Consider the following 25426-nt stretch of genomic DNA (forward strand, 5'->3'; position numbering starts at 1 on the left):
AAAACCTGTAACATCGTGTTAGAAGAATCTAACCAACTTTGGATTCCACAAGTGAAAAACTGGCGCTTAAACGAACGTCACTACGGTGCGTTACAAGGTTTGGATAAAAAAGCGACCGCCGAGCAATATGGTGATGAGCAAGTTCACATTTGGCGCCGTTCTTATGACATTTCTCCGCCGGATTTAGATCCGAACGATCCGAATTCCGCACATAACGACCGCCGTTATGCGCACCTTCCGAAAGATGTTGTGCCGAATGCGGAAAACTTGAAAATCACCTTAGAGCGCGTATTACCTTTCTGGGAAGATCAAATCGCACCGGCGTTGTTATCCGGTAAACGCGTTTTAGTCACCGCACACGGTAACTCATTACGTGCATTGGCAAAACATATCATCGGCATTTCCGATGAAGAAATCATGGATTTCGAGATCCCGACCGGCCAACCGTTAGTGTTGAAACTGGATGACAAATTGAATTTCATTGAGAAATTCTATTTATAATTGATGTTCAATGAACGCCCGGCTTACTTGCCGGGCGTTTTTTTATGGTACAAGCGGTCATTTCTTGGCAAAAGTTTGCAAATCCGCTATACTCGCCCGCCTGAGTCGGTCAGACAATCGCTGGTTTATTGAAGCCCTTAACCGTTCGCAAGAACGACCTAGCGGGACAAGTAAACGAGAGGAAAGTCCGAGCTACACAGGGCAGAGTGCCGGATAACGTCCGGGAGGCGTGAGCCTACGACCAGTGCAACAGAGAGCAGACCGCCGATGTACGCAAGTGCAGGTAAGGGTGAAAGGGTGCGGTAAGAGCGCACCGCGTGAGTGGTAACATGTCACGGCACGGTAAACTCCACTCGTAGCAAGACCAAATAGGAATCCAACGAGTTGCCCGCTTGGGATTCGGGTAGGTTGCTTGAGCGGCTGAGTAATCAGTCGCCTAGAGGAATGATTGTCCGCGACAGAACTCGGCTTATCGATCGACTCAATTTATTTTAAACAGCGAACAGAACTTTCTGTTCGCTTTTTTGTATTTATAATATCGATCAAAGTAGGATCACATTCGACAAACCGGCTATATGGCTGTACTGAATCAATGAATATGTCTATGAAAAAAATCTTTTTAACGCTATTGGGTTTACTTATTGCAAATGCCACCTCGGCACATCCTCATTCATTTTTAGATATGAAAAATAAAGTGCTGATTCATCAAGATAAACTGGAAGGTTTTGAAATGAGTTGGATGCTGGATGAAATCACATCGGCGGAATTGATTTATGAAATTTCGGTAAGCGATAATAAAGACGACGCCGTGAAAAAGATCACCCAAGAATTGAATCGGTCGGCGGTGGATGCGCACTATTTCAGTGAGCTGTATGATGAAAAAGATCAGCCGATCAAATTTAAAGCTCAGCCGACAACACCGAGGATTGAAGTGAAAAATAACCGAGTGATCTACCATTTTACGTTATCCTTAGCCACGTCTCAGAATGTTGCGGGCAGATCGTTCAGGTTGTTTACTTTTGAGCCGAGCTATTATTTATCGATGTCTTACGAACAACCGCAAGATGTAACCAGTACGCCGCAATCTTTATGTGAAGTGGCGATGACCGAACCTAAAGTCAGCCAATCATTGCGCCTTTATGCCTCAAAATTGGATAAAACCGAAACGCCGGATATGCCGGACAGTGGCAGTTTTTCCCTTGGCGCACAATTTGCTCAAAAAGTGAGTATTGTATGCAAATAAGGCTGAAACAGAGTTTACTGTTGTTATTGGTAATTGGGGTAGGTTGGGGGTTTTTCCGGCTTTATCCTTATCTGTTATTTCAAGTCAGTGAATGGCAACGTAGCTTTAATTTGGAGTTATCGGCTTCACTGCGTGCACTAAAAGAAAATAACCAACAAGCAGGTTTGAGCTTGATGGCAATAAGCTTTCTTTATGGCGTTTTCCATGCTGTCGGTCCGGGACACGGTAAGTTTGTGTTGACCAGCTATCTTTCTTTAGAAAAAACGAAATTACCTAAAGCGATGAAAATTACGCTGTTATCGGCCTTGGTTCAAGGTTTAGTCGCAATTAGCTTGGTGACGGTGATTGTGGTGTTGTTTACGTTATCCCGTAGTTATTTCAATTTGACATTAAAATGGGTAGAGCGCGGTAGTTTTATTATTATGATGTTGTTTGGTGCTTATTGGTGCTATCAAGCGGTCAAAACTTTATTACCTAAAAAGAAAAAGCGCTTACAGATCAAGTCTATATCATTCTCGCCGAGCGACCTGTCTATTCAGCGGACACAACTGCACCAACACTCGGAAAATTGTGGCTGCGGACATAAACATTTACCTTCTGCTAATGAGTTAGATAACGCACAAGATTGGAAGAGCGTGTGGCTGTTAATTCTGAGTATCGGGTTACGCCCTTGCACCGGCGCTGTGCTAGTGTTGTTTTTGTCTTATACTTTGGATCTTTATCTTTGGGGTGTTGCTTCAGCATTGGCAATGGCGCTCGGCACCGGATTAACTCTCACTTTATTTGCATGGTTTGTACTGTTTGCCCGCCAACAAGCAATACAAGCGGGGCGTTGGTATCTCTCCGTTCAAACCAATGATCGGTTAGTTATCGGTTTAAAATTACTGATCGGATTACTACTCATCGGACTCGGTTTTACTTTATTCCACAGCAGCCTGTTAGATACAAGCAGCAATTTGCTGTTTAAACGTTAAATGGTGTTGTCTTTTTAAAAAATTTACTTAACCTTTCCATTCACTTGTCCAATTAAACTGTTCAAACCTTAAAAAACCGTTAGAATACGCCATTCTTTTAACATGTTTAACATATGGAGTTAATAATGGATGGCATTGTTACAATGTTTGAAGATATGTTAAAGTGGATTGTTGCTACAGTTGACGGTCCGCTTTGGGATATCACGGTGTTAACACTTCTTGGTGTCGGTTTATTTTTTACGATTACAACCGGTTTAGTACAATTACGTTTATTACCACGCAGTATTCGTGAAATGTGGTCTGGCCGTACATCAGATGGCGATTCTTTAACGCCATTCCAAGCATTTGCCACAGGATTGGCAAGCCGTGTGGGCGTGGGTAACGTTGGCGGTGTGGCGACAGCGATTGCCCTTGGTGGCCCGGGGGCCGTGTTCTGGATGTGGATTACCGCATTAGTGGGGATGAGCAGTGCTTTTGCAGAATCTTCTTTAGCTCAGGCTTTCAAAGTGCGTGATCCGAACGGTATGTACCGTGGCGGTCCAGCATACTATATTGCAAAAGGTTTAAAAGCTCCTTGGCTTGCCATTGCTTTTGCAATCACGCTTATCTTTACCTTCGGCTTTGCCTTCAATGCTGTTCAAGCAAACTCTATCGTAGAAGCAACCCGTAACGCATGGGAATGGAATCCGCATTATGTCGGCATCATTCTCGTCGTGATTACCGCAGCGATTATTTTTGGTGGCGTAAAACGTATCGGTCAAGTGTCCTCCACTATCGTACCGATTATGGCGTTATTCTATCTCATTATGGCGTTGATCATTTTAGGTATGAATATCGAGCGTGTGCCTGAAGTGCTAAACAACATCGTTACCAGTGCATTTGATTTCTCTGCCATGGCAGGTGGTATTTTTGGTTCCCTCTTCTCACAAGCGATGTTACAAGGGATTAAACGTGGTTTATTCTCAAATGAAGCGGGTATGGGTTCTGCGCCAAATACAGCGGCAACGTCTGATGCGAAACACCCTGCAAGCCAAGGTTTAATTCAGATGTTAGGTGTATTTGTCGATACCATTGTGGTTTGTACCTGCACTGCAATTATTATCTTAATGTCTAACGATTACGGCAATGAATCTTTACGTGGCGTATCATTAACACAAAAAGCGTTAGAGTTCCATGTCGGCGAATTCGGTTTACACTTCTTAGCTTTCACATTATTGTTGTTCTGCTATACCTCAATTATCGGTAACTACGCTTATGCAGAAAATAATATTCGCTATATTCGCAACAAACCGGGTTTTGTTTTAGCGTTCCGTTTAATCGTCTTGTTCTTCGTTTACTTCGGCGCGGTACGTGATGGCGGTATCGTTTGGGCGTTTGCGGATACTGTGATGGCATCCATGGCAATGATTAACTTGATTTCGATCGTATTACTTGCACCGATTGTTTGGGTGATTCTCAAAGATTACCAAAAACAAGTAAAAGCAGGTAAGGAACAACCGGTCTTCAACATTGAAGAACATCCGGAATTGATTCGTCGCGGTGTTGATCCTCTGATTTGGAAAGCGAAAAAGTAATTTTTCTTACTAAGACAAGCGGTCGGTTTCAGACAGAATTTTGCAAATTTTTGCCTGAAATCGACCGCTTGTTTTTTTAGCTCCCATAACAAAAATACACTGGTTTAAGGTCGAACCAGTCTTTTTATTCGTTATTTTAAAATAGCTTTGGTCTTACACAAAGGAGCATCTAAAATGAACATAAAAAAAACGACCTTAGCATTATTTATTTCAAGCATCAGCAGCTCGCTTTTCGCCCAAAACTTGGTGGTTTTTGGTGATAGTTTAAGCGATGTCGGGCAAACCGGTTGGATAAACAAAGCCACTTATAATCAAGCCGACGGCACTTCCCATTTACTTTACGATGAACAACTGGCAAAAGCACTGGGTTCAACGCTGACGGCTTCCAGTCAAGGCGGGACAAACTACGCTTATAGCGGTGGAGTTGTGGTCGCGTCAAACAGTAGTTACGCCACAATTCAGCCGAATGTTGCCGTTTCACAACAAATTACCCATTATTTAACTGCAGGTGTTGATACTTCGGCACTCCATGTCTTGTGGGCGGGCGGTAATGATCTGCCTGCGATCTTGACGCGTGCAGTGGCAAGCGATAATGCCACCGCAAGTGTTGTTGCGGATGCGACGACAACAGCACAAACGTCCGCACAACAATGGGCAACATTACGCCAAGCGGGGGTTGATTTTGTGATTGTTCCGACAGTACCGAATGTTGTTTATACACCAACTCTGTTCCAACAATTTGCAACAGTTGCTGCAAATCAATTCGGGCAGCAAGTTGAAGCGGTGGCAAGCGGTTACGGTTCAGCGGCAACGGCGGCATTTTCACAGGCTTTTGAATCGGCCTCTACCGACCTAAATGCGTCCGTGCAAACGTCCCAAGCAGATTTTGAGCAAACACGCATTACCGTGTTAACTAACACGATTGCCGCACTTTACAGCACACCGTTCGGCGCAGCATTAACCGCACAAAGTGTTACGCAAGAGGCACTTACCGCAACGTTGGTGGAACGTTATCAACAATTTGCGGCTCAAGCAGCAAGTGCAACTCAAGCGCTCAATAACTTAACCACTTCGGCATTAAATAGTGTGGGCGGAAATATAGTACGTATTGATACGGATGCTTTATTTGTGGATATGTTGTCACGTCCGTCAGCTTACGGTTTAACCAATACAGTAGGTTCGGCGTGTACTAGCACAACACAAACGATCTGCACTCCAACGGATCAAAGTGCGGCAGATGCCATGCTATTCGCTGATGGTTTCCACCCGGGACCGATTGCACATAAAGCCATGGCGGATTATATCTTAAATGTGCTGCAAACACCGAAGGATATGGGCGTTGTGCGTCAATTAAGTCAACAAGCAAGTGAAAATGCGTTGGATTTTGCCCGTAATGAAAGCAGCCGTAGCCGCTCATACCGTTTACCTGAAAAAACGGTAGAAGGCATTGCGGCATACCAACATAATACTGGTAGCAATGTCTATGCCGGTTTTAAAGCACAATTTACCCCGAATTGGCAGTTTAGCGCTTTATTCGGTCAACAAAAATTGGACGCGGATCGTGCAAGTGTTCATGCCAAAAATACCGCAAGAAGCGCGAATGTGATAATTCGTTATGATCGTGATAATTGGTGGTTGGCAGGAGCGATGCAAGTTAGCGCTGATCAATATAAATTGAATCGTACGGCACAAATCGGTCAATCACTACATTACCAACAAGCGAAGGGTAGCGGTTCCGTCGTGACGGCAAGTCTGTTTGGCGGTTACGAGTTAAGCGCGGATCAACACGTGCTCGCCTTCATTGCTGATCTCAATAACAGTTACGGTAGGGTCAATCCGTTAGGCGAGCAAAACAGCGGTCCGACCCGTTTGCAGTTTGACACACAGCATTTTCACAGCCTACAAAGCGGGTTAGGCACAGAATACCGTTATCAGTCGGATAGCTGGCAGCCGTATGTGGTGCTTCGTTGGGTTAAAGAGTGGAAAGACAGTAACCCAACCATCAAAACAGGTTTAAACGGTAGTTCGTTTGAAACCGCGTTAGCCAAACAGGATCGCAGTTGGTTAAACGCGCAGGCAGGTTTACAGTGGAAAACCCCAAACAGCCCGTTCCGTTTGCATCTTGCTGTTGCGCATGATTTTGCCCGTAAAAACAAGTTAAATGAAACAACCGCCCAAGTCGGTTTCGGTTTTCAGTTTTAAACTGTAATTAAGTTCTACAAGCGGTAGGATTTTCAATATTTTTTGCAAAAATGTTGAGCAATCCTACCGCTTTCTTTTTCCTTTTGGCTTGTTTTCAGGTAAAATCCGCCGATTATTTTTCTTTTATTAATAACAAACAAAATAGGACATTTACTGCCCTTATGAAAATGCAGAATATTCGTAACTTTTCTATTATCGCGCACATTGACCACGGTAAATCCACACTTTCAGACCGCTTAATTCAAACTTGCGGCGGTTTATCCGATCGTGAAATGGAAGCGCAAGTACTTGATTCAATGGACTTGGAAAGAGAACGCGGTATCACGATTAAAGCACAAAGCGTGACATTAAATTATAAAGCGAAAGACGGTGAAACCTACCAACTTAACTTCATTGATACACCCGGTCACGTTGACTTTTCTTATGAAGTTTCCCGCTCATTAGCTGCCTGTGAAGGAGCATTATTGGTCGTGGATGCCGGTCAGGGGGTTGAAGCGCAAACCCTTGCCAACTGTTACACTGCGATTGAGATGGATTTGGAAGTGGTGCCGATTTTAAATAAAATCGATCTGCCTGCCGCAGAACCTGAGCGTGTTGCGGAAGAAATCGAAGATATTGTTGGGATCGACGCAATGGATGCTGTGCGCTGTTCAGCAAAAACCGGTGTGGGTATTGAAGATGTATTGGAAGAAATTGTACGTAAAATCCCGGCTCCGGAAGGTGAACCTGACGCACCGTTGCAAGCGCTAATTATCGATTCTTGGTTTGACAACTATTTAGGTGTCGTATCCCTTGTCCGAGTGAAAAACGGTTCGATCAAAAAAGGCGATAAAATCAAAGTCATGAGTACAGGGCAATCCTATAACGTCGATCGTTTAGGGATCTTCACACCGAAACAAGTTGATACTACGGAACTCAAAACCGGAGAAGTCGGTTGGCTTGTCTGTGCGATTAAAGATATTTTAGGTGCGCCGGTCGGAGATACTTTAACCTCTCATCATCATTCGGCAACCACTCCGCTTCCGGGTTTTAAAAAAGTTAAACCGCAGGTTTATGCCGGTTTGTTCCCGATCAGCTCCGACGATTATGAAGCTTTCCGTGATGCTTTGGGGAAATTAAGTTTAAACGATGCGTCGCTATTCTATGAGCCGGAAACGTCTACTGCATTGGGTTTTGGGTTCCGCTGCGGTTTCTTGGGGTTGCTCCATATGGAAATTATCCAAGAGCGTTTAGAACGTGAGTACGATCTTGACCTGATTACCACGGCTCCGACAGTAGTTTATGAAGTGGAACAAACCAATGGTGATGTTGTCCATATCGACAGCCCGTCAAAATTGCCGCCGATCAGTAATATTGCTGAAATTCGAGAGCCTATTGCAGAATGTAATATGCTTGTACCGCAAGAATATCTCGGTAATGTGATTACCTTATGTGTAGAAAAACGTGGTGTTCAGACTAATATGGTTTACCACGGCAACCAAGTCGCATTAACCTATGAAATTCCGATGGGCGAAGTGGTATTGGATTTCTTTGATCGTTTGAAATCAACTTCTCGCGGTTACGCTTCGCTGGATTATGGTTTTAAACGCTTCCAAACGGCGGATATGGTACGAGTTGATATTATGATCAACGGTGAACGTGTTGATGCGCTTGCGTTAATCGTACATAAAGCAAATGCGCCGTATCGCGGTCGTGAATTGGTTGAAAAAATGAAAGATCTGATTCCGCGCCAGCAGTTTGATATCGCTATCCAAGCGGCGATCGGCAACCATATTATCGCTCGTTCTACAGTGAAACAGCTACGTAAAAATGTACTGGCAAAATGTTATGGCGGTGACGTCAGCCGTAAGAAAAAACTGCTGCAAAAACAAAAAGAGGGTAAAAAACGCATGAAATCCCTTGGTAACGTAGAAGTACCGCAAGAGGCGTTTTTAGCGATTTTACACGTAGGTAAAGATTAATTTTCGGCTTTGTAAGATGGGCGTTCTTGCCCATCATTGCTGAGTTTGTAGATATACATTAACAAGCGGTGACTTTGAAGCAAAAATTTGCAAATTCAGTTTCCTTCACGGAATCGGATAAATAAGGAGATAACAATGGCAAATATTCTGCCTATTATTTTTATTGCTGCGTTGTATGGTGTTTGGAGAGTATTGGATTCAATGGAATTACCAAACACCATTTCTATTATTTTAGTCGGCTTAGTGGTGATCTGCGGGAGTTTTTGGGCGTTTTACAAATTTAGTGCTGAACCGCGTCGCCAAGCTAAGATTGCTCGTGAAGAAAAGCGTTTAGGCAGAACGCTTGATGAAGATGAATTAGCCGAGATTCAACCGCGTTCATCAGTCGGTGAATTTTTAGCGTCGATTTTTGGCGTATTGTTTATTGTTACTTTATTGCGTTCGTTTATTTTTGAACCTTTTCAAATTCCAAGCGGTTCAATGGAGCCAACATTACGCATCGGTGATTTCTTAGTGGTTGAAAAATATGCTTACGGCATTAAAGATCCGATTTTTCAAAATACGTTGATGAAAACCGGGGGACCTCAGCGTGGTGATATCGTGGTTTTCAAAGCGCCTAAACAGGCATTACCGGGTGAAAGAATGGGCGTGATTAACAGTAATAACGTTGAACAGCGTTATGGTGACGACAATATGTCTCACATCGACTATATTAAACGTGTTATCGGTGTTGGCGGCGATAAAGTGAAATACGATATTCACACTCAACAACTGACGGTAACCCACGGAGACAGCGGAGAAACAGTCGTCTTTAAATATGAAAACGACAAACCGAATCCGGAGTATTTTTATCACGGTGAAATGCAGATAGAACGTACTGAAATCGGGGATGTTACGCACCAAATTTTAAATAATCCGCAACTGTTCAACTATGAACCTTATTTCTTCCAACAGGAAGGACAAGCTCCGGGAGAATGGGTTGTCCCGAAAGGCCACTATTTTGTGATGGGAGATAATCGCGATAACAGTGAAGACAGCCGTTTTTGGGGATTTGTACCGGAGAAAAACTTAGTCGGCAGAGCGAGTTTCATTTGGTTGAGTTTGGATAAAAAGCAGAACGAATTCCCGACAGGATTACGTTTCCAACGCATGTTCACCTCAATTCAATAATTATCAGGCAGGTACGGAACGGATCCGTACCGTTTTTATATTACCAAGGTATCGGCACCAGAATTTGCCGAACATAATTTAGAATAATGCACTTAGAACGATTACAAAAACAATTAGGTTATCAATTCCATAACCTCGATTACCTCAGACAAGCACTTACGCACCGCAGTGCGGCAGCACGCAATAACGAACGCTTAGAATTTTTAGGCGATTCCATCCTTAACTTTGCCATTGGTAAGGCGTTATATGATAAATTTCCAAAGGCGAACGAAGGTGAATTAAGCCGTATGCGCGCGGCATTGGTTAAAGAACATACTCTTGCCGTCGTTGCTCGCCAATTCGGTTTAGGCGAATATCTTAAATTGGGCGCAGGCGAACTAAAAAGCGGCGGATTTCGCCGTGAATCGATTTTATCCGACTGTGTTGAAGCAATTATTGCCGCGATTTATCTGGATTCTGATTTCGATACCGCGATTGAACGGGTTTATCACTGGTACAGTGAATTACTCGATAATATGAAACCGGGTGAAGCGCAAAAAGATCCGAAAACCCGCTTACAGGAATTTTTACAGGGTCGAAAATTGAAATTACCTGAATATGATGTGATTGATATTAAAGGTGAAGCACATAATCAAACCTTTAAGGTCAGTTGTAAGATTGAAAAATTACTGGATGAAGAAATCATCGGAATCGGAACCAGCCGTCGCAAAGCAGAACAAAGTGCGGCAGAGCAGGCAATCAAAAAATTAAACATTAAATAGAAGCGACTAACTTCCGCTTACAGGCGAGAAGGGAACAAGCGGTCACTTTTGAATAAAATTTTACAAATTTCCCTTCGATCTCGCTTGGCTCAACCGCCTTGCAAACGAGGCAGAACATATCACAGAGAAAACAGATGACAGAAAAAACCTATTGTGGATTTATCGCCATTGTCGGGCGTCCGAACGTTGGTAAATCAACGTTGCTCAATAAAATTTTAGGGCAAAAAATTTCTATTACCTCACGTAAAGCGCAAACAACCCGCCACCGTATTTTAGGGATTAAAACCGAAGGGGCTTATCAAGAAATTTACGTCGATACACCGGGGCTGCACATTGAAGAAAAACGAGCGATTAACCGCTTGATGAACCGTGCGGCAAGTAGTGCGATTGGCGATGTGGACATGGTGATTTTCGTTGTTGAAGGTACCAAATGGACGGATGACGATGAAATGGTGTTGAATAAATTGCGAGCGATTAAAGCGCCGGTGATTTTAGCCATTAACAAAATCGACAACATTAAAGAAAAAGAAGAATTACTGCCGCATATTACACAATTAAGCGAAAAATTCCCGTTTAAAGAGATTATTCCGATTTCTGCACAACGCGGTAAAAACGTGCATATTTTGGAAAAATTTGTCCGTGAATCTTTAAAAGAAGGCACTCACCACTATCCGGAGGATTATGTCACGGATCGTTCACAGCGCTTTATGGCATCGGAGATTATCCGTGAAAAGTTAATGCGTTTCATGGGTGAGGAGCTGCCTTATTCCGTCACGGTTGAAATCGAGCAATTTAAGACCAACGAACGCGGTACTTACGAAATTAACGGGCTGATTTTGGTGGAGCGGGAAGGGCAGAAAAAAATGGTGATTGGCAATAAAGGGCAGAAGATCAAGGTGATCGGTACGGAGGCCCGTGCCGATATGGAACGATTGTTCGATAACAAAGTGCATCTTGAATTGTGGGTGAAAGTCAAAGCAGGCTGGGCGGATGATGAACGGGCTTTAAGAAGCTTAGGCTATATTGACGAATAATTTGCAAATTATGGTGTAAAACAGACCGCTTGTAAGGGGAATATGAGTATAGACCAATGGCAACGAGGCTTTGTACTCCATCGCAGAGAGTACAGTGAAAGCAGTTTGTTGGTGGATTTCTTTACCGAAAACCACGGGCGGATTACATTGTTGGCTAAGGGCGCGAGAAGACCACGTTCTCCGCTTAAAGCGATTTTACAACCTTTTACGCCGTTGTTGTTGCGTTGGACGGGGAAAAGTGAATTACAAACACTGACCAAAGCGGAACCTGCAGCGCTGACTCTGCCGATGAACACTACATCACTTTATAGCGGATTTTATATTAATGAGGTGCTAACTCGAGTTCTTGAAAATCACACCGCTTACCCGGAATTGTTTAAACATTATCTGCTTTGTGTCACCCGCCTTGCTACTGCGCAAGATGAATTGGAACCGATCCTGCGCACGTTTGAATTTCATATTTTACAAGCGCTCGGTTACGGGGTGAATTTTGCAAATTGTGCGGCAACCGGTTTGCCGGTGGATCCGAAAATGACGTATCAATTTCGTGAAAACACAGGATTTATCGTCTCGTTATTGCAGAATAATCAGACTTTTTTAGGTAAAGATTTATTGGCGTTCGACCGGTTGGATTTTTCCGAAAAAAGCACACAACAAGCGGCAAAACGCTTTACCCGCATAGCATTAAAACCGTATTTGGGCAATGCGCCGTTAAAGAGTCGGGAACTGTTTCAATCCCTCTTACCGAATCAAGTGAAAGGGGCTTAGCAATTATTTTGCCAAGCCTTTTTTGATCATCTCTTCAAAGAAATCGTAGTCGACTAAAAAGGCATCGTGACCGAAATTAGAATGGAACTCATAGAATTCCACATTCACCCCCGCAGCTTCTAAACGTTGAATACTTTTATGTACATCAATTTGTTTAAATAACTGGTCGCTCGTCACTGCGACCAACGTATAGTTAGCTTTGATGCGTTGTAGCGCCTCTTGTTCGCTGGCAAAACCGAATGCCGGATCATAGAGATCAAGAGCGCGTAACAGTCGTAAATAACTGTTGGCGTCGAATCTGCCTAAAAATTTCATGCCCTGATAGCTAAGGTAGGACTCAACTTGGAAATAATCGCCCCAAATACTGCCGGTTTGCTTGGTTTCACGCCCAAATGCTTTGGTAAGCTGTACATCTGTTCGATAGGTTAGCATTCCTAACATCCGCGCAATTTTTAGACCGTTATCCGGCGGAGTACCGTCGTAATAATCACCGTTGTTGAAATAAGGATCATTGATAATTGCTTGGCGCATAACGTGGTTAAACCCAATGGCTTCGGCACTGAATGTAAGGGAAGAGCAGAGATTAACAATATTACGCACCGAATGCGGGAAATTAATTCCCCATTGTGTTGCCTGCATTCCGCCGAAAGAACCGCCGACAACCGCTTGTAATTGTGTGATGCCTAAGTGATCAACTAACGCTTTCTGCACATTAACGATATCTTGTACGGTAATAACCGGAAACAAACTGCCGTAAGGTTTGCCTGTTTGCGGGTTGATTGAGGACGGACCGGTTGAGCCTTTGCAACCGCCTAACACATTGGAACAAATCAGAAAATATTTCTCGGTATCAAACGCTAATCCTGGACCGATAAAATCCTGCCACCAACCTTTATCTGCCGGCGGTGCATGGTATGGCTCTGCATCGCCGGTCAGCGCATGGCAGAGCAACACGGCATTACTTTTATCCGCATTCAGCGTACCGTAAGTTTGATACGCAACCTCAACGGGAGAAAGCGTTCCCCCTAAAACGAGGTGAAGAGGAGAATCTTCAAAAAGCGTAATATGCTGTGCCATTGTTATCCTTAGATATTGCAAAATATCGAGTAAAACAGACCGCTTGTAATGGGGAGTAATGAACGGTCACGGGAATGTAGTTTACGAGAGACAATGCATTTGTCAAGAAATTTTAGCCGTCTAAACGTCTAGAGTGTTAAACGGCTAAAATTCAGGCGTAAGCCTCCACAAAAGGCGAATAAGCCATCATGAAATGCGCTTGCAATTTTTACTTGCTTCGCTATGCTAGGAACAATTTCTGTTTACTTGTAAGAACGTTATGCAAAACCATCAACCTATTAAAGGTGCCATTGCAATCATTACTGCTGGCGTATTATTTGCTTGTATTAATACTTTAATTCCGAAATTGACTTCCGTTTCAACGATTGATGCCAGCGTTATCGCGTTAGTGCAATATTTGGCGGCATTTCTGTTTTTAATGCCAAGTATGTCGAATATGGGATTTTTCCAGTCACTTCGCACCAAACATTTCGGAATGCACTGTTTCCGTGTGTTTTTATCGGCTATCGGTATCCAATGTTGGACAATGGCATTGGCGTATCCTATCCCGATTTGGCAAGGCATTGCATTATTGATGACTTCACCGCTCTTTGTTACGATCGGTTCAGGATTATTATTAAAAGAAAAAGTCGACAGCAAACGTTGGATAGCCACTTTTTTAGGCTTTATCGGTGCAATGATTATTTTGGAACCGTGGTCGGAAAATTTTGATTGGGTTGTATTATTACCGGTAGCGGCAGCATTTTTCTGGGCGTGTTATTCGTTATTGGTGAAAAAATTATCGTCTGAGGATTCACCCACCACAATGGTGGCTTACCTGTTTATTTTGATTACACCGTTTAACTTGTTGATTGCGTTAACCAATTTGAGTCCGACAGGATTTAGTATGCCGTCTTTCAGCGATTTCGGTTACCTCATTTTATTAGGTTTTTTCACTGCATTAGCACAATTAGCGGTAGCTAAGGCCTATAGTTTGGCGGATGCTTCTTATATTCAGCCGTTTGACTTCATTAAATTACCATTGAACGTTTTGGCCGGCTGGCTTGTCTTTAATTGGGTACCGCCGGGCAAATTGTGGTTAGGTGCGGCAATTATTATCGGCGCAACAATGTATATTACTCACGCAGAGGAAAAACAGAGAAGACGGAAACAATGACGGAGCAAAACCATTCCCAACCGACAGTGCAAGCGTATGAAGTCACCTTGGTTCGCAAGGTGGCTCGCTGTTTTATGCGCTCGCTAAGATGGGGAATGGTTGCCGTCTTTGCTTTGTTGTCTATGATGTTGGTGATTGATATCGGAACCGGTTATTTGGTGAGGGATTCGGTTTATACCAGTGTTGAAAAAATACCGAAAAAGGCTTATGCAGTGGTATTGGGAACCGCAAAATATTATCTATCCGGCTCACCGAATCTCTATTATAAATACCGTTTGGATGCGGCAAAACAGCTATTTGACAGTGGTAAAGTCGATTATTTATTGATGAGCGGTGATAATCGTACCGCTTATTATAATGAACCGAAAATGATGACCAACGATTTGCTGCGAATGGGGATTCCGGCAACAAGTATTAAACAGGATTACGCCGGTTTTAATACGTTAGATTCGATTATTCGTGCAGATAAGGTTTTTCAACTCGATCCCTTTATTATTATTTCGCAACAATTTCATTGTGAACGAGCGTTGTTAATCGCTAAATTTCGTAATATTGATGCAATTTGCTATGTGGCAAAGTATCCTGACGCTCACTACAAAGTCAGAATTCGAGAGTTTTTTGCCAGAACGGCAATGGCAATCAATTTATTGATTGGTGCGGATGCCAGTACTTTGGAACCCTCTCAAATTGTCGAACCTTCTAAAAAGTAATCCCTGTATCGGGGATTTTTTATTTGCAGCCTAATTTGATTTTGATCAGACAACCTTCCGTTAATAGTTGAGTCATTTACTAGGGATTATGTAGACTATTTGTGAGAATTTTATGACAAATGTAAACCAAAATAAGGAGTGGTTAATGTTAGATCAACAAACAAAAGAGATTATCAAGGCAACCGTACCTGTACTGGAGCAATACGGTACCGCCATCACAACAACTTTCTATAAAAATATGTTTGAAGCTCATCCGGAGCTACTGAACATTTTTAATAAAACCAATCAGAAGCAAGGCAGACAACCGCATGCCTTAGCCAGTACGGTATTAGCTGCAGCAAAACATATTGAGCATCTCGAAGCGATTCTGCCGCACGTGATGCAAATCGGGCATAAACACCGAGCTTTAGAAATTAAAGCCGAGCATTATCCGATTGTGGGTGAAAATTTATTGCGGGCGATTAAAGAGGTGTTAGGCGAAGCAGCAACACCGGAAATTATTGATGCTTGGGCAAAAGCTTATGGTGTTATTGCCGATATTTTCATTAAAGTTGAGCAAGCGATGTATGATGAAGCGGCTTGGAAAGGTTGGAAACCGTTTAAAGTTGTTGCTAAGCGTCCGGTTTCTGAACGAATTGTTGAATTTACCGTTCAACCTGATTTTGCTTTGCCAAAGCTACAGGCCGGGCAATATATTACCGTTCAAGTACAACCGACCGGGGAAGAAAATCTCTCTTTGCGTCATTATTCCCTCTGTTCGACCGATAACAAGCAAGGTATCAAATTTGCAGTAAAACGTGAAGGTGATGGTGATCGCAAAGGTTTGGTTTCACACTATTTACACGATAACGTGAAGGTTGGGGATACGCTAAATTTAACTGCGCCGGCAGGTGACTTTGTTTTATCGCAAAATGACAAACCGGTGGTTTTCATCAGTGGTGGCGTTGGGATAACGCCGGTATTGTCCATGTTAGAAGAGCAAGTTAATAGCCATCCGGAACGTGAAATTCATTGGATTCATTCTTGCTATAATCAAGCTAATCACGCATTTAAAACCGAAGTTGAGGCTTATTTAGCGAAAGCACGGAAAGCAATTTCAACAGTAGTTTACACAGCATCCCAGCCGCGTATTGATGCACAATTTATTGCCGCTCATGTACCAAAAGGTGCGGAAGTCTATGTGTGCGGATCCGTTGCATTCATGGAAAATATGGTGGCATTACTTAAACAAAACGGTTGGTCGGAAGGCGATATTCATTTTGAACCATTCGGGCCGAAAATGAGCGTCGTTACTGTGTAATGGATGAAATAAATGAAAAGCACACCCAAGGTGTGCTTTTTTTCTGAGAAGAATTTGCAAAAAATTACGCAAAACTGACCGCTTGTTATTCTACTATTTGCGTTTTCGCCTTGGAAATTAACACCAATCCGACTAAAACGACGGCTGTAGACATAAAACCCAAAACGGCGGAATGACTGAAACCTAATACTAAATAGCCAACAATCGATGCTAAGGCAACAATCACGGCATATGGCAGCTGAGAAGTTACGTGGTCCATATGGTTACATTGTGCGCCGGTTGAAGATAAGATGGTTGTATCCGAAATCGGTGAACAGTGGTCACCGCATACAGCACCTGCCATAACGGCCGATAAACATGGTAACAATAATGTTGGATCTGCATTTGCTGCCATTGCTGCAGCAATCGGTAACATAATTCCGAATGTTCCCCAGCTGGTTCCGGTTGCGAATGCCATTGCCGAAGCGAGAATGAATAAAATTGCCGGTAAAAATGCCTGGTCAATCGTCTCGGCAACTAGCGTCGATAAATATTTACCGGTTTGCATATCGCTTACAATACCATTGATTGTCCATGCAAAGAACAAGATAGTGATCGCACCGGACATCGCTTTGGTACCAATCCAATAACATTTAATGTAATCGGTCAAACTGACTTTGCTTTCTACCAAAATGAGTACGCTGGCTACGGCAATTGAACTTAATCCGCCCACAACCAAAGAGATACCGACGGTAGTATTTTCAAACGCACCTAAAATATCAAAAGGCTTACCATTCTCGGCTAATACTGAGCCGCCGGTGTACATCATCATTGCAAGGGTTGCAATAATTAACGTAACGATTGGGAAAACTAGGTTACGCATTCTGCCTTTTAACTCAATTTCTTCTGCTGATTTATCGCCAGTTTGAGATAAAGCTTGCATTTCAAATTTTTTCATTGAGCCGATATCAATAGTAAAATAAGCAACGGCAAATACTAAAATCATTGAGAAAATCGCGTAAAAATTCATCAGGCTCATGGTCATAAAAGCCCCTAAAGGCGAATATTCGGTGATTTTATAAGTCGCTAACAGCCCTGCAACCAATGTAATGATATAAGCTCCCCAGCTGGAAATGGGCATTAGTACGCACATCGGTGCAGCAGTAGAGTCCAAAATATAGGCTAATTTTGCACGAGAAATTCTGAATTTGTCGGTAACGGGACGAGCAATCGCACCTACTGCTAAACTATGGAAATAATCGTCAATAAAGGTGACAAACACTAAAGATGCCGCCATTAATTTTGCTCCGCGTCTGCCTTTAATGCGTTTTTGCGCCCAATTTGCAAAGGCTTGGTTACTACCGGAAATACTGAGTAATGCGGTTAATACACCCAATAAAATCAAGAATAAAATGATATTCACGTTATTCTTATTTAAACCTTCATCACCATAAATAAGAGACGTTACGCTGCTTTTTAAGTGAACAAAGGCATCGGTAGGGCTACCACCGGTAAGCATGAGTGCTCCGACGATAATGCCGATGCTTAGCGAAAGGATAACCTTACGCGTTATAATAGCCAATACCAATGCGAGAAGCGCTGGTACTACAGACCATAGTGAGTTGGAATAATCGACTAGATTCATAAAACCTCTAAGATTGTTTTGTTATAAGATATTCTGTCAAACAAAAGCCAGAGATCTACTGAATATATTTATACTTAAATGAACGGTATAAAAATAAAATTAAGGAGGGACAGGAGAAATGAAAACCCAGCCTAGCAGTAGCACTCCATAGACAAGCTATGACAGTATCGTCCCTTTCGGATACGATACCAACCAATTAAGATGACGCTTAATTGATTTCGGCAAATACGCCTTTCTTCTTTTTTCACCGTTTTCCACTCTAAAAGAATACTTATCGAATTTGCACCTCTACAATTTGTAGGACTTAGCTAGATTAACCGAAGTAGTAACCTTTGCCAATAGGTAACTAATAAAAATTATCTTATAAATGTAGATAAATTATTCGTTTGTCATCCGAGGACCTTAAAAAACTAAATTTATTTAGCATTTTTTTATTTACCTAAAATATTTATTAAGTTAATATAAATTGTCCATTGGGATTTAAGTTTTAAAGTAATTGACCAAACAGATATCACGTTAGGAGAAAAAAATGACAGATATTTTAAAAACACTTTCAAATATTCGCAGCTTACGAGTTATTGCGCGTGAAAGTAGTCTTGAACAAATGGAATCATTACTTGAAAAAGTAGCGATTATTGTTGAAGAAAAACGTGAAGCAGTTAAAAATGAAGAGAAAGAAAAAGCAAAACGCCTAGAAGGATTAAATAAATATAAAGAGCTGCTTGCACAAGACGGCATCTCAGCGGAAGAACTCGCATTACTACTTGCGGGGACCGCAAAAGAACGTAAGAAACGCGAACCTCGAGCACCTCGTCCGGCGAAGTATAAATTTGTTGATGACAATGGTGTTGAAAAAACTTGGACCGGTCAAGGCAGAACGCCAAGCCCTATTCAGAAAGCGTTAGATGCAGGTAAATCTTTGTCAGATTTTGAAATTTAATTTATTTAATTTCTATTTTTTTTAAAAGCGTTGTAGAGAATCCATTTTAAATGGATTCTCTTTTTTATATTTAATTGTAATTATATATAACAAAGGTAAATATAGTGATTGAAAATAAAATTTTATTAACAGAATGCCCGGATGATACCGGACTTGTAGCAAAAATTACAAATATTTGTTACAAACATCAATTAAATATTGTTCAAAATAGTGAATTTGTGGACGGTAATACTCATCGATTTTTCATGCGAACGGAATTGCAAGGTATTTTTAATGATAAAACATTGCTTGCTGATTTACAGTTTACACTCCCTCAAGGTTCGAGCTATAAACTCGTTCAACAAAAGCAGAAACGTATTGTCATTTTAGTGACCAAAGAAGCACATTGTTTAGGCGATATTTTAATGAAAACCTACTATGGAGGGTTGAATGTTGATATTGCGGCGGTGATTGGTAACCATGATACATTAAGAAGTCTTGCCGAACGTTTTGATGTTCCTTTCCACTTGGTGAGTCATGAAGGATTAACACGTGTTGAACACGATAAATTACTCAGTGAGAAAATTGACGAATACAATCCTGATTATATTGTGCTGGCAAAATATATGCGGGTTTTAAACCCGGAATTTGTCGAGCGTTACCCGAATCGAGTAATTAATATCCATCATTCATTTCTTCCGGCGTTTATCGGTGCAAAACCTTATCAACAGGCTTACGATCGTGGTGTGAAGATCATCGGAGCAACGGCGCATTTTATTAATAATGAATTGGATCAAGGTCCGATTATTATGCAAAACGTGATTAATATCGACCATACTTACACGGCTGATGCGATGATGCGTGCAGGCCGTGATGTGGAAAAAACGGTATTGAGCCGTGCGTTAGAACTTGTATTGAATGACCGTGTTTTTGTGTATCAAAATAAAACGGTAGTGATGTAAGTATTTGTAAAAAAATCGAACAAACAGACCGTTTGTCACCTATTTCTGAAGGATTATGCAGGAAGGAGTAGGTGAATAAACTCAGATAATGAATATGAAACAGGTTGAAATTTTTACTGACGGCTCTTGTCTCGGAAATCCGGGAAAAGGCGGTATTGGCATTTTGCTGCGTTATAAAGGCAAAGAAAAAACGGTAAGTAACGGCTATTTTTTAACGACCAACAACCGAATGGAATTACGAGCGGTGATTGAAGCACTTTCATTGCTGAAAGAGCCTTGTCAAGTTATACTGCACAGTGATAGTCAATATGTGAAAAACGGTATTCAGCAATGGATTTTCAGCTGGAAGAAGAATAACTGGAAAACCAGTAGCAATAAACCGGTGAAAAACCAAGATCTGTGGATGCTGTTAGATGACAGCATTAAACGCCATAAAATGGAATGGCGGTGGGTAAAAGGTCATGATGGTCACAGAGAAAATGAAATTTGTGATCAACTGGCAAAAGCAGCTGCAAATTCCCCGACTTTAGATGACGACGGCTATCAATTGACGGATTAATCTTTCCTTATATTTAACCGGTTACGATTCTTTTTTCATTTCGTGAAGTAGATCACAAATGTAAATTCTAGTCTTGACAATATATTGACATGACTTCTGTTAGTGTTATGATGTTTTCAATCCATTTTTAGTCTTCATTTTGATTAAAACACTTCAAAATGAAGTAAGTAAAACGATATGGTTGTCCAGATCGTGTTGTACTGCATACAATCATTAATTGATAACAACACTAATCAAGGAGTCTACTATGACTAAACACTTCGAACACAACGAATCTCGTCGTGGTTTTATGAAAGTACTTGCGGGAGTGAGTGCGGGTTTTGCATTTAGCGGTACTTTAGGTTCTTTTGCTTCGGTAGCGAATGCGGCACCAAAAGCAGGTTCAACGATTGAAGTCGGTATTGCATATCCGCTTTCAACGGGTTTTGACCCGGCAACCTCAAGCGGTGCATCATCCATGGCGGCAAACATTCATATTTTTGAAGGTTTAGTCGATTTACACCCGGCAACCCGTCAACCATATCTTGCGTTAGCGGCGAAAGAGCCTGAGCAAATTGATGAAGTTACATGGCGTGTAACTTTGCGTGATGGTGCAACTTTCCATGACGGCAAACCGGTAACGACCGAAGATGTTGTTTATTCTTATGAGCGCGTTTTAGATCCTGAGAAAAAAACCTTATTCTCACAATTCGTTCCATTTATCGAAACAGTGAAAGCCGTGGATGATAAAGTGGTCGAATTTAAACTGAAATATCCGTTCTCTATCTTCAAACTCCGTTTAGGTATCGTGAAAATTGTTCCTAAACATTATGTTGAATCTGTCGGTCAAACGGCATTCGATGCGAATCCGATTGGGTCAGGTCCGTACAAATTCGTGTCTGCCGTTAAAGATGACAAAATCGTATTAGATGCATTCCCGGCATATAACGGTCCGTATCCTGCCCGTGTTGAACGTATGAACTGGTTTTTGCTCTCTGATGATGCGGCTCGTGTAACGGCACAAGAGTCAGGTCGTACACAAGCAATGGAAAGTGTTCCTTACTTAGATGCAGAACGCTTAAAACGTAAAGGTTCGGTCGAATCAGTACAATCATTCGGTTTATTATTCTTAATGTTTAACTGCCAAAAAGCACCGTTTAATAATCCAAAAGTACGTCAAGCACTGCATTACGGTTTGGATACACAAAAATTGATTGATGTGGCGTTCTTAGGTAATGCTGAAGCGGCGACTTCTTATGTGCAGACAACTCACCCTGATTATGTGAAAGCATCTTCTCAATATCCTTACGATCCGGCGAAAGCGGCGGCATTATTAAAAGAAGCTGGTTTAAATAAATTAGAGTTCCAATTACTTTCAACAGACCACTCTTGGGTAAAAGAATGTGCGCCGTTAGTGCTTGAATCATGGAATAAGATCCCGGGGGTTAAAGTTACGCTTCAACACTTACAATCCGGCGCGCTTTATGGCGGTCATGTAGATAAAGGAGCCTATGAAGTCGTGATGGCTCCGGGCGATCCTTCCGTATTCAGTAACGACCTAGACTTATTATTAAGTTGGTGGTATCGCGGCGAGACATGGCCGAAAAAACGTTTCGGTTGGGCGGATACTCCTGAATTTGCTGAATTACAAACATTACTTGATGTAGCAATTAAAGCAAAAAATCCTTCTGAAGCGAAAGATGCTTGGGCGAAAGCTATCAATATTATTGCGGAGCAAGTTCCACTTTATCCGATAGTTCACCGCAAACTTCCAACTGCGTGGAATAACAAACAATTAGATGGCTTCCAACCTCTACCGACAACCGGTATGTCTTTCTTAGGTGTTGGTCGTAAATAATCATTGCCATAAGTTCCCGCTACAAAATTACTTAAGCGGGAACTCGAGGTCTTATCTTAGGAAATTTTTATCAAGCGGTGAGATTCATCACATAATTTGCAAATTAATTGGTCAATCTGACCGCTTGTTTTTATAACATAAATAACCCTTCCCGCTAACCTTTCTTGTGGTCGGAGAAAACAATGGAAATCGTACTTCGTCTATTATTACGTCGTTTAATGGCATTACCTATTATGATGCTTGGCGTAAGTGCATTAGTTTTTCTTATTTTGCAATTCACCCCTGGGGATCCCGCAACAGTAGCTCTTGGAGAAAGTGCGAGTGAAGCTGCAAAAGAATTATATCGTGAGCAACACGGTTTGAATGATCCTGTGGTTGTTCAATATTTTCGTTTTATTGGAAATGTACTTGTTCTTGATTTTGGAATGACAACTCCGCCGGAACAACCGATTGTTGATATGATCGGGCGTGCATTCCCACTTACTTTACAACTTACTTTCATCGGTGTGATTCTTGCCGCAGTGATTTCATTCACTCTGGGTGTTACCGCAGCACTTTACCGCGATCGTATGGCGGACCAAATTATTCGCTTGTTATCGGTAGCTGCAGTGGCAACACCATCCTTTTGGTTAGGTATCTTACTTATTCAATATTTTTCGCTGGAGCTCGATATATTGCCGTCTGGTGGTTTTATTCCGCTAAGTGAAAGTGTGAGTGGCTATATTACTTCAATGATTCTACCGTCTCTTTCTTTAGCGATTCCGGTTTGTGCCTCACTCATTCGAGTGGTGCGCACATCAATGGTTGAAGAGATGGATAAAGATTACGTTCGTACGGCAATCGGTAATGGTGTTCCGTACAATACCGTCATTCGTCATAATGTATTACGTAACGCGTTGATTACTCCGGTGACAGTATTAGGCTTACGTGTCGGTTATTTACTTGGTGGCGCCGTAGTGATTGAGCAGATCTTCGATTTGCCGGGTATGGGAAAATTGATTTTTAACGGTATCGTGAATCACGATTTACACTTAGTACAAGGGGTCGTGTTAACCATTGCATTTACCTTCGTGGTGGTGAATATCATCGTTGATATTCTTTACTTGTTAATCAATCCAAAAATTCGGAGTCTATAATGTTTCGCCAAGGATTAGCTCAGCGACTTGCTTCGGGCGGTGCAAGATTTAGAGCATTACAAACAAGTTCAAAAATCGCCTTATGCTTCTTAGTGTTTATCTGCGTTATTGCAGTATTAGCGCCTGTGGTTTCTCCTTATGATCCGCTACAAACGTTACGTCCTGTTCAACCGCCGAGTGCAGAATATCTGTTTGGTACAGATCGTTTAGGCCGTGATATTTTTTCTCGTATGCTTTACGGCGCTCAAACCTCTTTATTCATCGGTTTAGGTGCGGTAGGTTTAGGTATTGTATTCGGTAGCATCTTAGGCGCTACAGCGGCAACTGCTCAAAAATTAGGTAATGAAGTGATTATGCGTGCAATGGATATTTTAATGGCATTTCCGGGTATCGCATTAGCGGCAGTATTAATCGCAACTTTTGGTAACTCTGCGCCGGTTATTATCTTAACGATTGCGATTGTTTATACACCGCAGCTTGCTCGTGTTGTACGTGCAAACGTGGTATCGCAATGGGAAGAGGATTATATCCGTGCAGAACGTGTTATAGGCGGTAGTCGCACTTATATTTTACTCAAGCATGTTGTACGAAACACTGCAGCACCGGTATTAGTATTTGCAACGGTTATGGTTGCTGACGCTATCGTACTTGAAGCATCGCTTTCATTCTTGGGGGCTGGCGTACAACCGCCGCATCCCTCATGGGGAAACATTTTATCTGAAGGCCGCAACCTTGTATTAAGCGGTTTCTGGTGGGCGACGACTTTTGCGGGGATCGCAATCTTAGTTACCGTATTAGCATTAAACATCCTTGCGGAAGGTTTAACCGATGCATTAGTGAATCCAAAACTTAAACGTAGCCAAACTAATAAAGAGGATGTATCAAAACCGCTTTCAACCGATGTTCAAGAAGCGATGGCGGAAAGTCTTGCATTAAAACGTTATTTACTCAAACTACATGAAAAGGAAAGTGCTCGTACGGATCGTATGCAATTAAATCCGAATGCAAAACCGATTCTACAAGTGAAAAACTTATCTATTCGTTTCCCGAACCGCTATGGTGAGATTCCACTCGTGGATAATATTAGTTTTACAGTCAATGAAGGTGAAACCATGGGCTTAGTTGGTGAGTCAGGTTGTGGTAAATCGATCTCTGCATTTTCTATTATGGGATTATTGCCGAATACGGCAAAAATTACCGGTGAAATATTATTTACCGATCGTAGCGGTAAACAGCATAATTTGTTGGATCCTAAAACTGACCTAAACAGCTTACGTGGTCACGAAATTTCAATGATTTATCAAGATGCATTAAGTGCATTAAACCCGTCAATGCGTATTAAAGACCAAATGGAGCAGTTAATCAGCCGTGGCGGTAAACAAGATGCGGCAACTTTATTACAATGGGTAAAACTTGACCCTGAAAAAACATTGAATCGTTATCCTCACGAATTATCCGGCGGTCAAAGACAACGTGTGCTAATTGCTATGGCGTTAGCGCGTGAACCGAAACTGTTAATTGCCGATGAGCCAACAACGGCATTAGATGTAACGGTACAAGCGGAAGTTATTAAACTTCTTAACGAACTACGTGAGAAACTCGGTTTTGCAATGGTATTCGTGAGCCACGATTTAGCGCTAGTCGCTCAAATGGCGCACCACATTACAGTTATGTATGCAGGTCAGGTGGTGGAAGCAGCGCCGACAAGTTCGTTGTTAATGAACCCGATGCACGAATATACTCGTGGGTTATTAGGATCGGTTCTTTCAACGGAGTGCCGTGCAGAACGCTTATATCAAATTCCGGGATCTGTTCCGTCACCGTTTGATTTTGCAAGCGGTGACCGTTTTGCAAGTCGTTCTCTCAGACCGAATGCGGATCCAAAACAACACTTGAAGTTGACACCGGCGGGAGATGATCCGAAACACCTTTGGGCATCACATTTGGAGGGCTAAACA

At 42.1% G+C, this 25426-nt stretch carries 21 protein-coding genes, 1 other RNA gene and 1 riboswitch; of the genes, 20 read left to right on the forward strand and 2 right to left on the reverse strand.

Annotation, left to right across the window (positions count from 1 at the left end; all coding sequences use genetic code 11):
* The 11 genes from ACEYJ7_RS01870 to recO form a co-directional block, all read left to right on the forward strand.
* A partial coding sequence (locus ACEYJ7_RS01870) for a 2,3-bisphosphoglycerate-dependent phosphoglycerate mutase (RefSeq protein ID WP_373777326.1) occupies positions 1 to 501 on the forward strand: 501 nt, incomplete at its 5' end.
* Positions 502 to 602: 101 nt separating this feature from the next.
* Positions 603 to 989: RNase P RNA component class A (gene rnpB, locus ACEYJ7_RS01875), an RNA gene on the forward strand.
* A gap of 116 nt (positions 990 to 1105) precedes the next feature.
* On the forward strand, positions 1106 to 1744 hold the full coding sequence (locus ACEYJ7_RS01880; RefSeq protein WP_373777327.1) for a DUF1007 family protein: 639 nt from the start codon (positions 1106 to 1108) through the stop codon (positions 1742 to 1744).
* Positions 1735 to 2718: a nickel/cobalt transporter gene (locus tag ACEYJ7_RS01885; protein ID WP_373777328.1), complete on the forward strand. Its 984-nt coding sequence runs from the start codon at positions 1735 to 1737 to the stop codon at positions 2716 to 2718. Before ACEYJ7_RS01880 ends, ACEYJ7_RS01885 begins: the two co-directional genes overlap by 10 nt.
* A 125-nt stretch (positions 2719 to 2843) precedes the next feature.
* Positions 2844 to 4292 (forward strand): alanine/glycine:cation symporter family protein, encoded by a 1449-nt coding sequence (locus ACEYJ7_RS01890; protein ID WP_373777329.1) that lies wholly within the window; start codon positions 2844 to 2846, stop codon positions 4290 to 4292.
* 174 nt (positions 4293 to 4466) lie between these two features.
* Complete coding sequence (locus tag ACEYJ7_RS01895) at positions 4467 to 6494, forward strand: autotransporter domain-containing protein (RefSeq protein ID WP_373777330.1); 2028 nt, start codon at positions 4467 to 4469, stop codon at positions 6492 to 6494.
* A gap of 167 nt (positions 6495 to 6661) precedes the next feature.
* Complete coding sequence (gene lepA, locus ACEYJ7_RS01900) at positions 6662 to 8455, forward strand: translation elongation factor 4 (protein ID WP_373777362.1); 1794 nt, start codon at positions 6662 to 6664, stop codon at positions 8453 to 8455.
* A 135-nt stretch (positions 8456 to 8590) separates the two neighbouring features.
* Complete coding sequence (gene lepB, locus ACEYJ7_RS01905) at positions 8591 to 9625, forward strand: signal peptidase I (RefSeq protein ID WP_373777331.1); 1035 nt, start codon at positions 8591 to 8593, stop codon at positions 9623 to 9625.
* Between the two features lie 86 nt (positions 9626 to 9711).
* A complete protein-coding gene (gene rnc / locus ACEYJ7_RS01910) occupies positions 9712 to 10386 on the forward strand; it encodes a ribonuclease III (protein WP_373777332.1) in 675 nt (224 codons plus the stop codon).
* A 134-nt stretch (positions 10387 to 10520) separates the two neighbouring features.
* On the forward strand, positions 10521 to 11420 hold the full coding sequence (gene era / locus ACEYJ7_RS01915; RefSeq protein WP_373777333.1) for a GTPase Era: 900 nt from the start codon (positions 10521 to 10523) through the stop codon (positions 11418 to 11420).
* Between the two features lie 42 nt (positions 11421 to 11462).
* The gene (gene recO / locus ACEYJ7_RS01920) at positions 11463 to 12188 is read left to right on the forward strand and encodes a DNA repair protein RecO (RefSeq protein ID WP_373777334.1); all 726 of its coding nucleotides are present in this window, start codon (positions 11463 to 11465) and stop codon (positions 12186 to 12188) included.
* Between the two features lie 3 nt (positions 12189 to 12191).
* On the opposite strand, the gene ACEYJ7_RS01925 is transcribed toward recO, so the two are convergent.
* The gene (locus tag ACEYJ7_RS01925; protein ID WP_373777335.1) at positions 12192 to 13265 is read right to left on the reverse strand and encodes a homoserine O-acetyltransferase; all 1074 of its coding nucleotides are present in this window, start codon (positions 13263 to 13265) and stop codon (positions 12192 to 12194) included.
* Positions 13266 to 13524: 259 nt separating this feature from the next.
* Here ACEYJ7_RS01925 and ACEYJ7_RS01930 point away from each other — a divergent pair, with 259 nt between their 5' ends.
* The 3 genes from ACEYJ7_RS01930 to hmpA all read left to right on the forward strand — a co-directional run bounded on the left by ACEYJ7_RS01930 (position 13525) and on the right by hmpA (position 16431).
* Complete coding sequence (locus ACEYJ7_RS01930) at positions 13525 to 14421, forward strand: DMT family transporter (protein WP_373777336.1); 897 nt, start codon at positions 13525 to 13527, stop codon at positions 14419 to 14421.
* A gap of 74 nt (positions 14422 to 14495) precedes the next feature.
* Positions 14496 to 15131: a vancomycin high temperature exclusion protein gene (locus ACEYJ7_RS01935; protein ID WP_373777363.1), complete on the forward strand. Its 636-nt coding sequence runs from the start codon at positions 14496 to 14498 to the stop codon at positions 15129 to 15131.
* A 145-nt stretch (positions 15132 to 15276) separates the two neighbouring features.
* Positions 15277 to 16431 (forward strand): NO-inducible flavohemoprotein, encoded by a 1155-nt coding sequence (gene hmpA / locus ACEYJ7_RS01940; RefSeq protein ID WP_373777337.1) that lies wholly within the window; start codon positions 15277 to 15279, stop codon positions 16429 to 16431.
* Between the two features lie 85 nt (positions 16432 to 16516).
* Here the strand turns inward: hmpA and ACEYJ7_RS01945 are convergent, their stop codons facing one another.
* Positions 16517 to 18055, reverse strand: coding sequence for a Na+/H+ antiporter NhaC family protein (locus tag ACEYJ7_RS01945; RefSeq protein ID WP_373777338.1), 1539 nt, complete (start codon positions 18053 to 18055; stop codon positions 16517 to 16519).
* A 130-nt stretch (positions 18056 to 18185) separates the two neighbouring features.
* Positions 18186 to 18354: riboswitch (Lysine riboswitch) on the reverse strand.
* A gap of 230 nt (positions 18355 to 18584) precedes the next feature.
* On the opposite strand from ACEYJ7_RS01945, the gene ACEYJ7_RS01950 reads away from it, so the two are divergent.
* From ACEYJ7_RS01950 to ACEYJ7_RS01975, 6 genes are all read left to right on the forward strand, one after another.
* Positions 18585 to 18995 (forward strand): H-NS family nucleoid-associated regulatory protein, encoded by a 411-nt coding sequence (locus ACEYJ7_RS01950; protein WP_373777339.1) that lies wholly within the window; start codon positions 18585 to 18587, stop codon positions 18993 to 18995.
* A 104-nt stretch (positions 18996 to 19099) separates the two neighbouring features.
* Positions 19100 to 19936 carry a formyltetrahydrofolate deformylase gene (purU, locus tag ACEYJ7_RS01955; RefSeq protein WP_373777340.1) on the forward strand — a complete coding sequence of 279 codons (837 nt, stop codon included), beginning with the start codon at positions 19100 to 19102 and terminating at the stop codon, positions 19934 to 19936.
* Between the two features lie 94 nt (positions 19937 to 20030).
* Positions 20031 to 20495: a ribonuclease HI gene (gene rnhA, locus ACEYJ7_RS01960; protein ID WP_373777364.1), complete on the forward strand. Its 465-nt coding sequence runs from the start codon at positions 20031 to 20033 to the stop codon at positions 20493 to 20495.
* A gap of 247 nt (positions 20496 to 20742) precedes the next feature.
* A complete protein-coding gene (locus tag ACEYJ7_RS01965) occupies positions 20743 to 22332 on the forward strand; it encodes an ABC transporter substrate-binding protein (RefSeq protein ID WP_373777341.1) in 1590 nt (529 codons plus the stop codon).
* A 182-nt stretch (positions 22333 to 22514) separates the two neighbouring features.
* A complete protein-coding gene (locus ACEYJ7_RS01970) occupies positions 22515 to 23468 on the forward strand; it encodes an ABC transporter permease (RefSeq protein WP_373777342.1) in 954 nt (317 codons plus the stop codon).
* Positions 23468 to 25423, forward strand: coding sequence for a dipeptide/oligopeptide/nickel ABC transporter permease/ATP-binding protein (locus tag ACEYJ7_RS01975; RefSeq protein ID WP_373777343.1), 1956 nt, complete (start codon positions 23468 to 23470; stop codon positions 25421 to 25423). The genes ACEYJ7_RS01970 and ACEYJ7_RS01975 overlap by 1 nt, the downstream gene beginning before the upstream one ends.
* Positions 25424 to 25426: the final 3 nt, after the last annotated feature.

Source organism: Glaesserella sp., assembly GCF_041814905.1.
In the GTDB taxonomy this organism is placed as follows: Bacteria; Pseudomonadota; Gammaproteobacteria; order Enterobacterales; family Pasteurellaceae; genus Glaesserella.

Bases quoted from the DNA above. Each gene is read 5' to 3' on its own strand.
- ACEYJ7_RS01880 (WP_373777327.1), top strand. From the start codon at position 1,106: ATGAAAAAAATCTTTTTAACGCTATTGGGTTTACTTATTGCAAATGCC.
- ACEYJ7_RS01885 (WP_373777328.1), top strand. From the start codon at position 1,735: ATGCAAATAAGGCTGAAACAGAGTTTACTGTTGTTATTGGTAATTGGG.
- ACEYJ7_RS01890 (WP_373777329.1), top strand. From the start codon at position 2,844: ATGGATGGCATTGTTACAATGTTTGAAGATATGTTAAAGTGGATTGTT.
- ACEYJ7_RS01895 (WP_373777330.1), top strand. From the start codon at position 4,467: ATGAACATAAAAAAAACGACCTTAGCATTATTTATTTCAAGCATCAGC.
- lepA (WP_373777362.1), top strand. From the start codon at position 6,662: ATGCAGAATATTCGTAACTTTTCTATTATCGCGCACATTGACCACGGT.
- lepB (WP_373777331.1), top strand. From the start codon at position 8,591: ATGGCAAATATTCTGCCTATTATTTTTATTGCTGCGTTGTATGGTGTT.
- rnc (WP_373777332.1), top strand. From the start codon at position 9,712: ATGCACTTAGAACGATTACAAAAACAATTAGGTTATCAATTCCATAAC.
- era (WP_373777333.1), top strand. From the start codon at position 10,521: ATGACAGAAAAAACCTATTGTGGATTTATCGCCATTGTCGGGCGTCCG.
- recO (WP_373777334.1), top strand. From the start codon at position 11,463: ATGAGTATAGACCAATGGCAACGAGGCTTTGTACTCCATCGCAGAGAG.
- ACEYJ7_RS01925 (WP_373777335.1), bottom strand. From the start codon at position 13,265: ATGGCACAGCATATTACGCTTTTTGAAGATTCTCCTCTTCACCTCGTT.
- ACEYJ7_RS01930 (WP_373777336.1), top strand. From the start codon at position 13,525: ATGCAAAACCATCAACCTATTAAAGGTGCCATTGCAATCATTACTGCT.
- ACEYJ7_RS01935 (WP_373777363.1), top strand. From the start codon at position 14,496: ATGCGCTCGCTAAGATGGGGAATGGTTGCCGTCTTTGCTTTGTTGTCT.
- hmpA (WP_373777337.1), top strand. From the start codon at position 15,277: ATGTTAGATCAACAAACAAAAGAGATTATCAAGGCAACCGTACCTGTA.
- ACEYJ7_RS01945 (WP_373777338.1), bottom strand. From the start codon at position 18,055: ATGAATCTAGTCGATTATTCCAACTCACTATGGTCTGTAGTACCAGCG.
- ACEYJ7_RS01950 (WP_373777339.1), top strand. From the start codon at position 18,585: ATGACAGATATTTTAAAAACACTTTCAAATATTCGCAGCTTACGAGTT.
- rnhA (WP_373777364.1), top strand. From the start codon at position 20,031: ATGAAACAGGTTGAAATTTTTACTGACGGCTCTTGTCTCGGAAATCCG.
- ACEYJ7_RS01965 (WP_373777341.1), top strand. From the start codon at position 20,743: ATGACTAAACACTTCGAACACAACGAATCTCGTCGTGGTTTTATGAAA.
- ACEYJ7_RS01970 (WP_373777342.1), top strand. From the start codon at position 22,515: ATGGAAATCGTACTTCGTCTATTATTACGTCGTTTAATGGCATTACCT.
- ACEYJ7_RS01975 (WP_373777343.1), top strand. From the start codon at position 23,468: ATGTTTCGCCAAGGATTAGCTCAGCGACTTGCTTCGGGCGGTGCAAGA.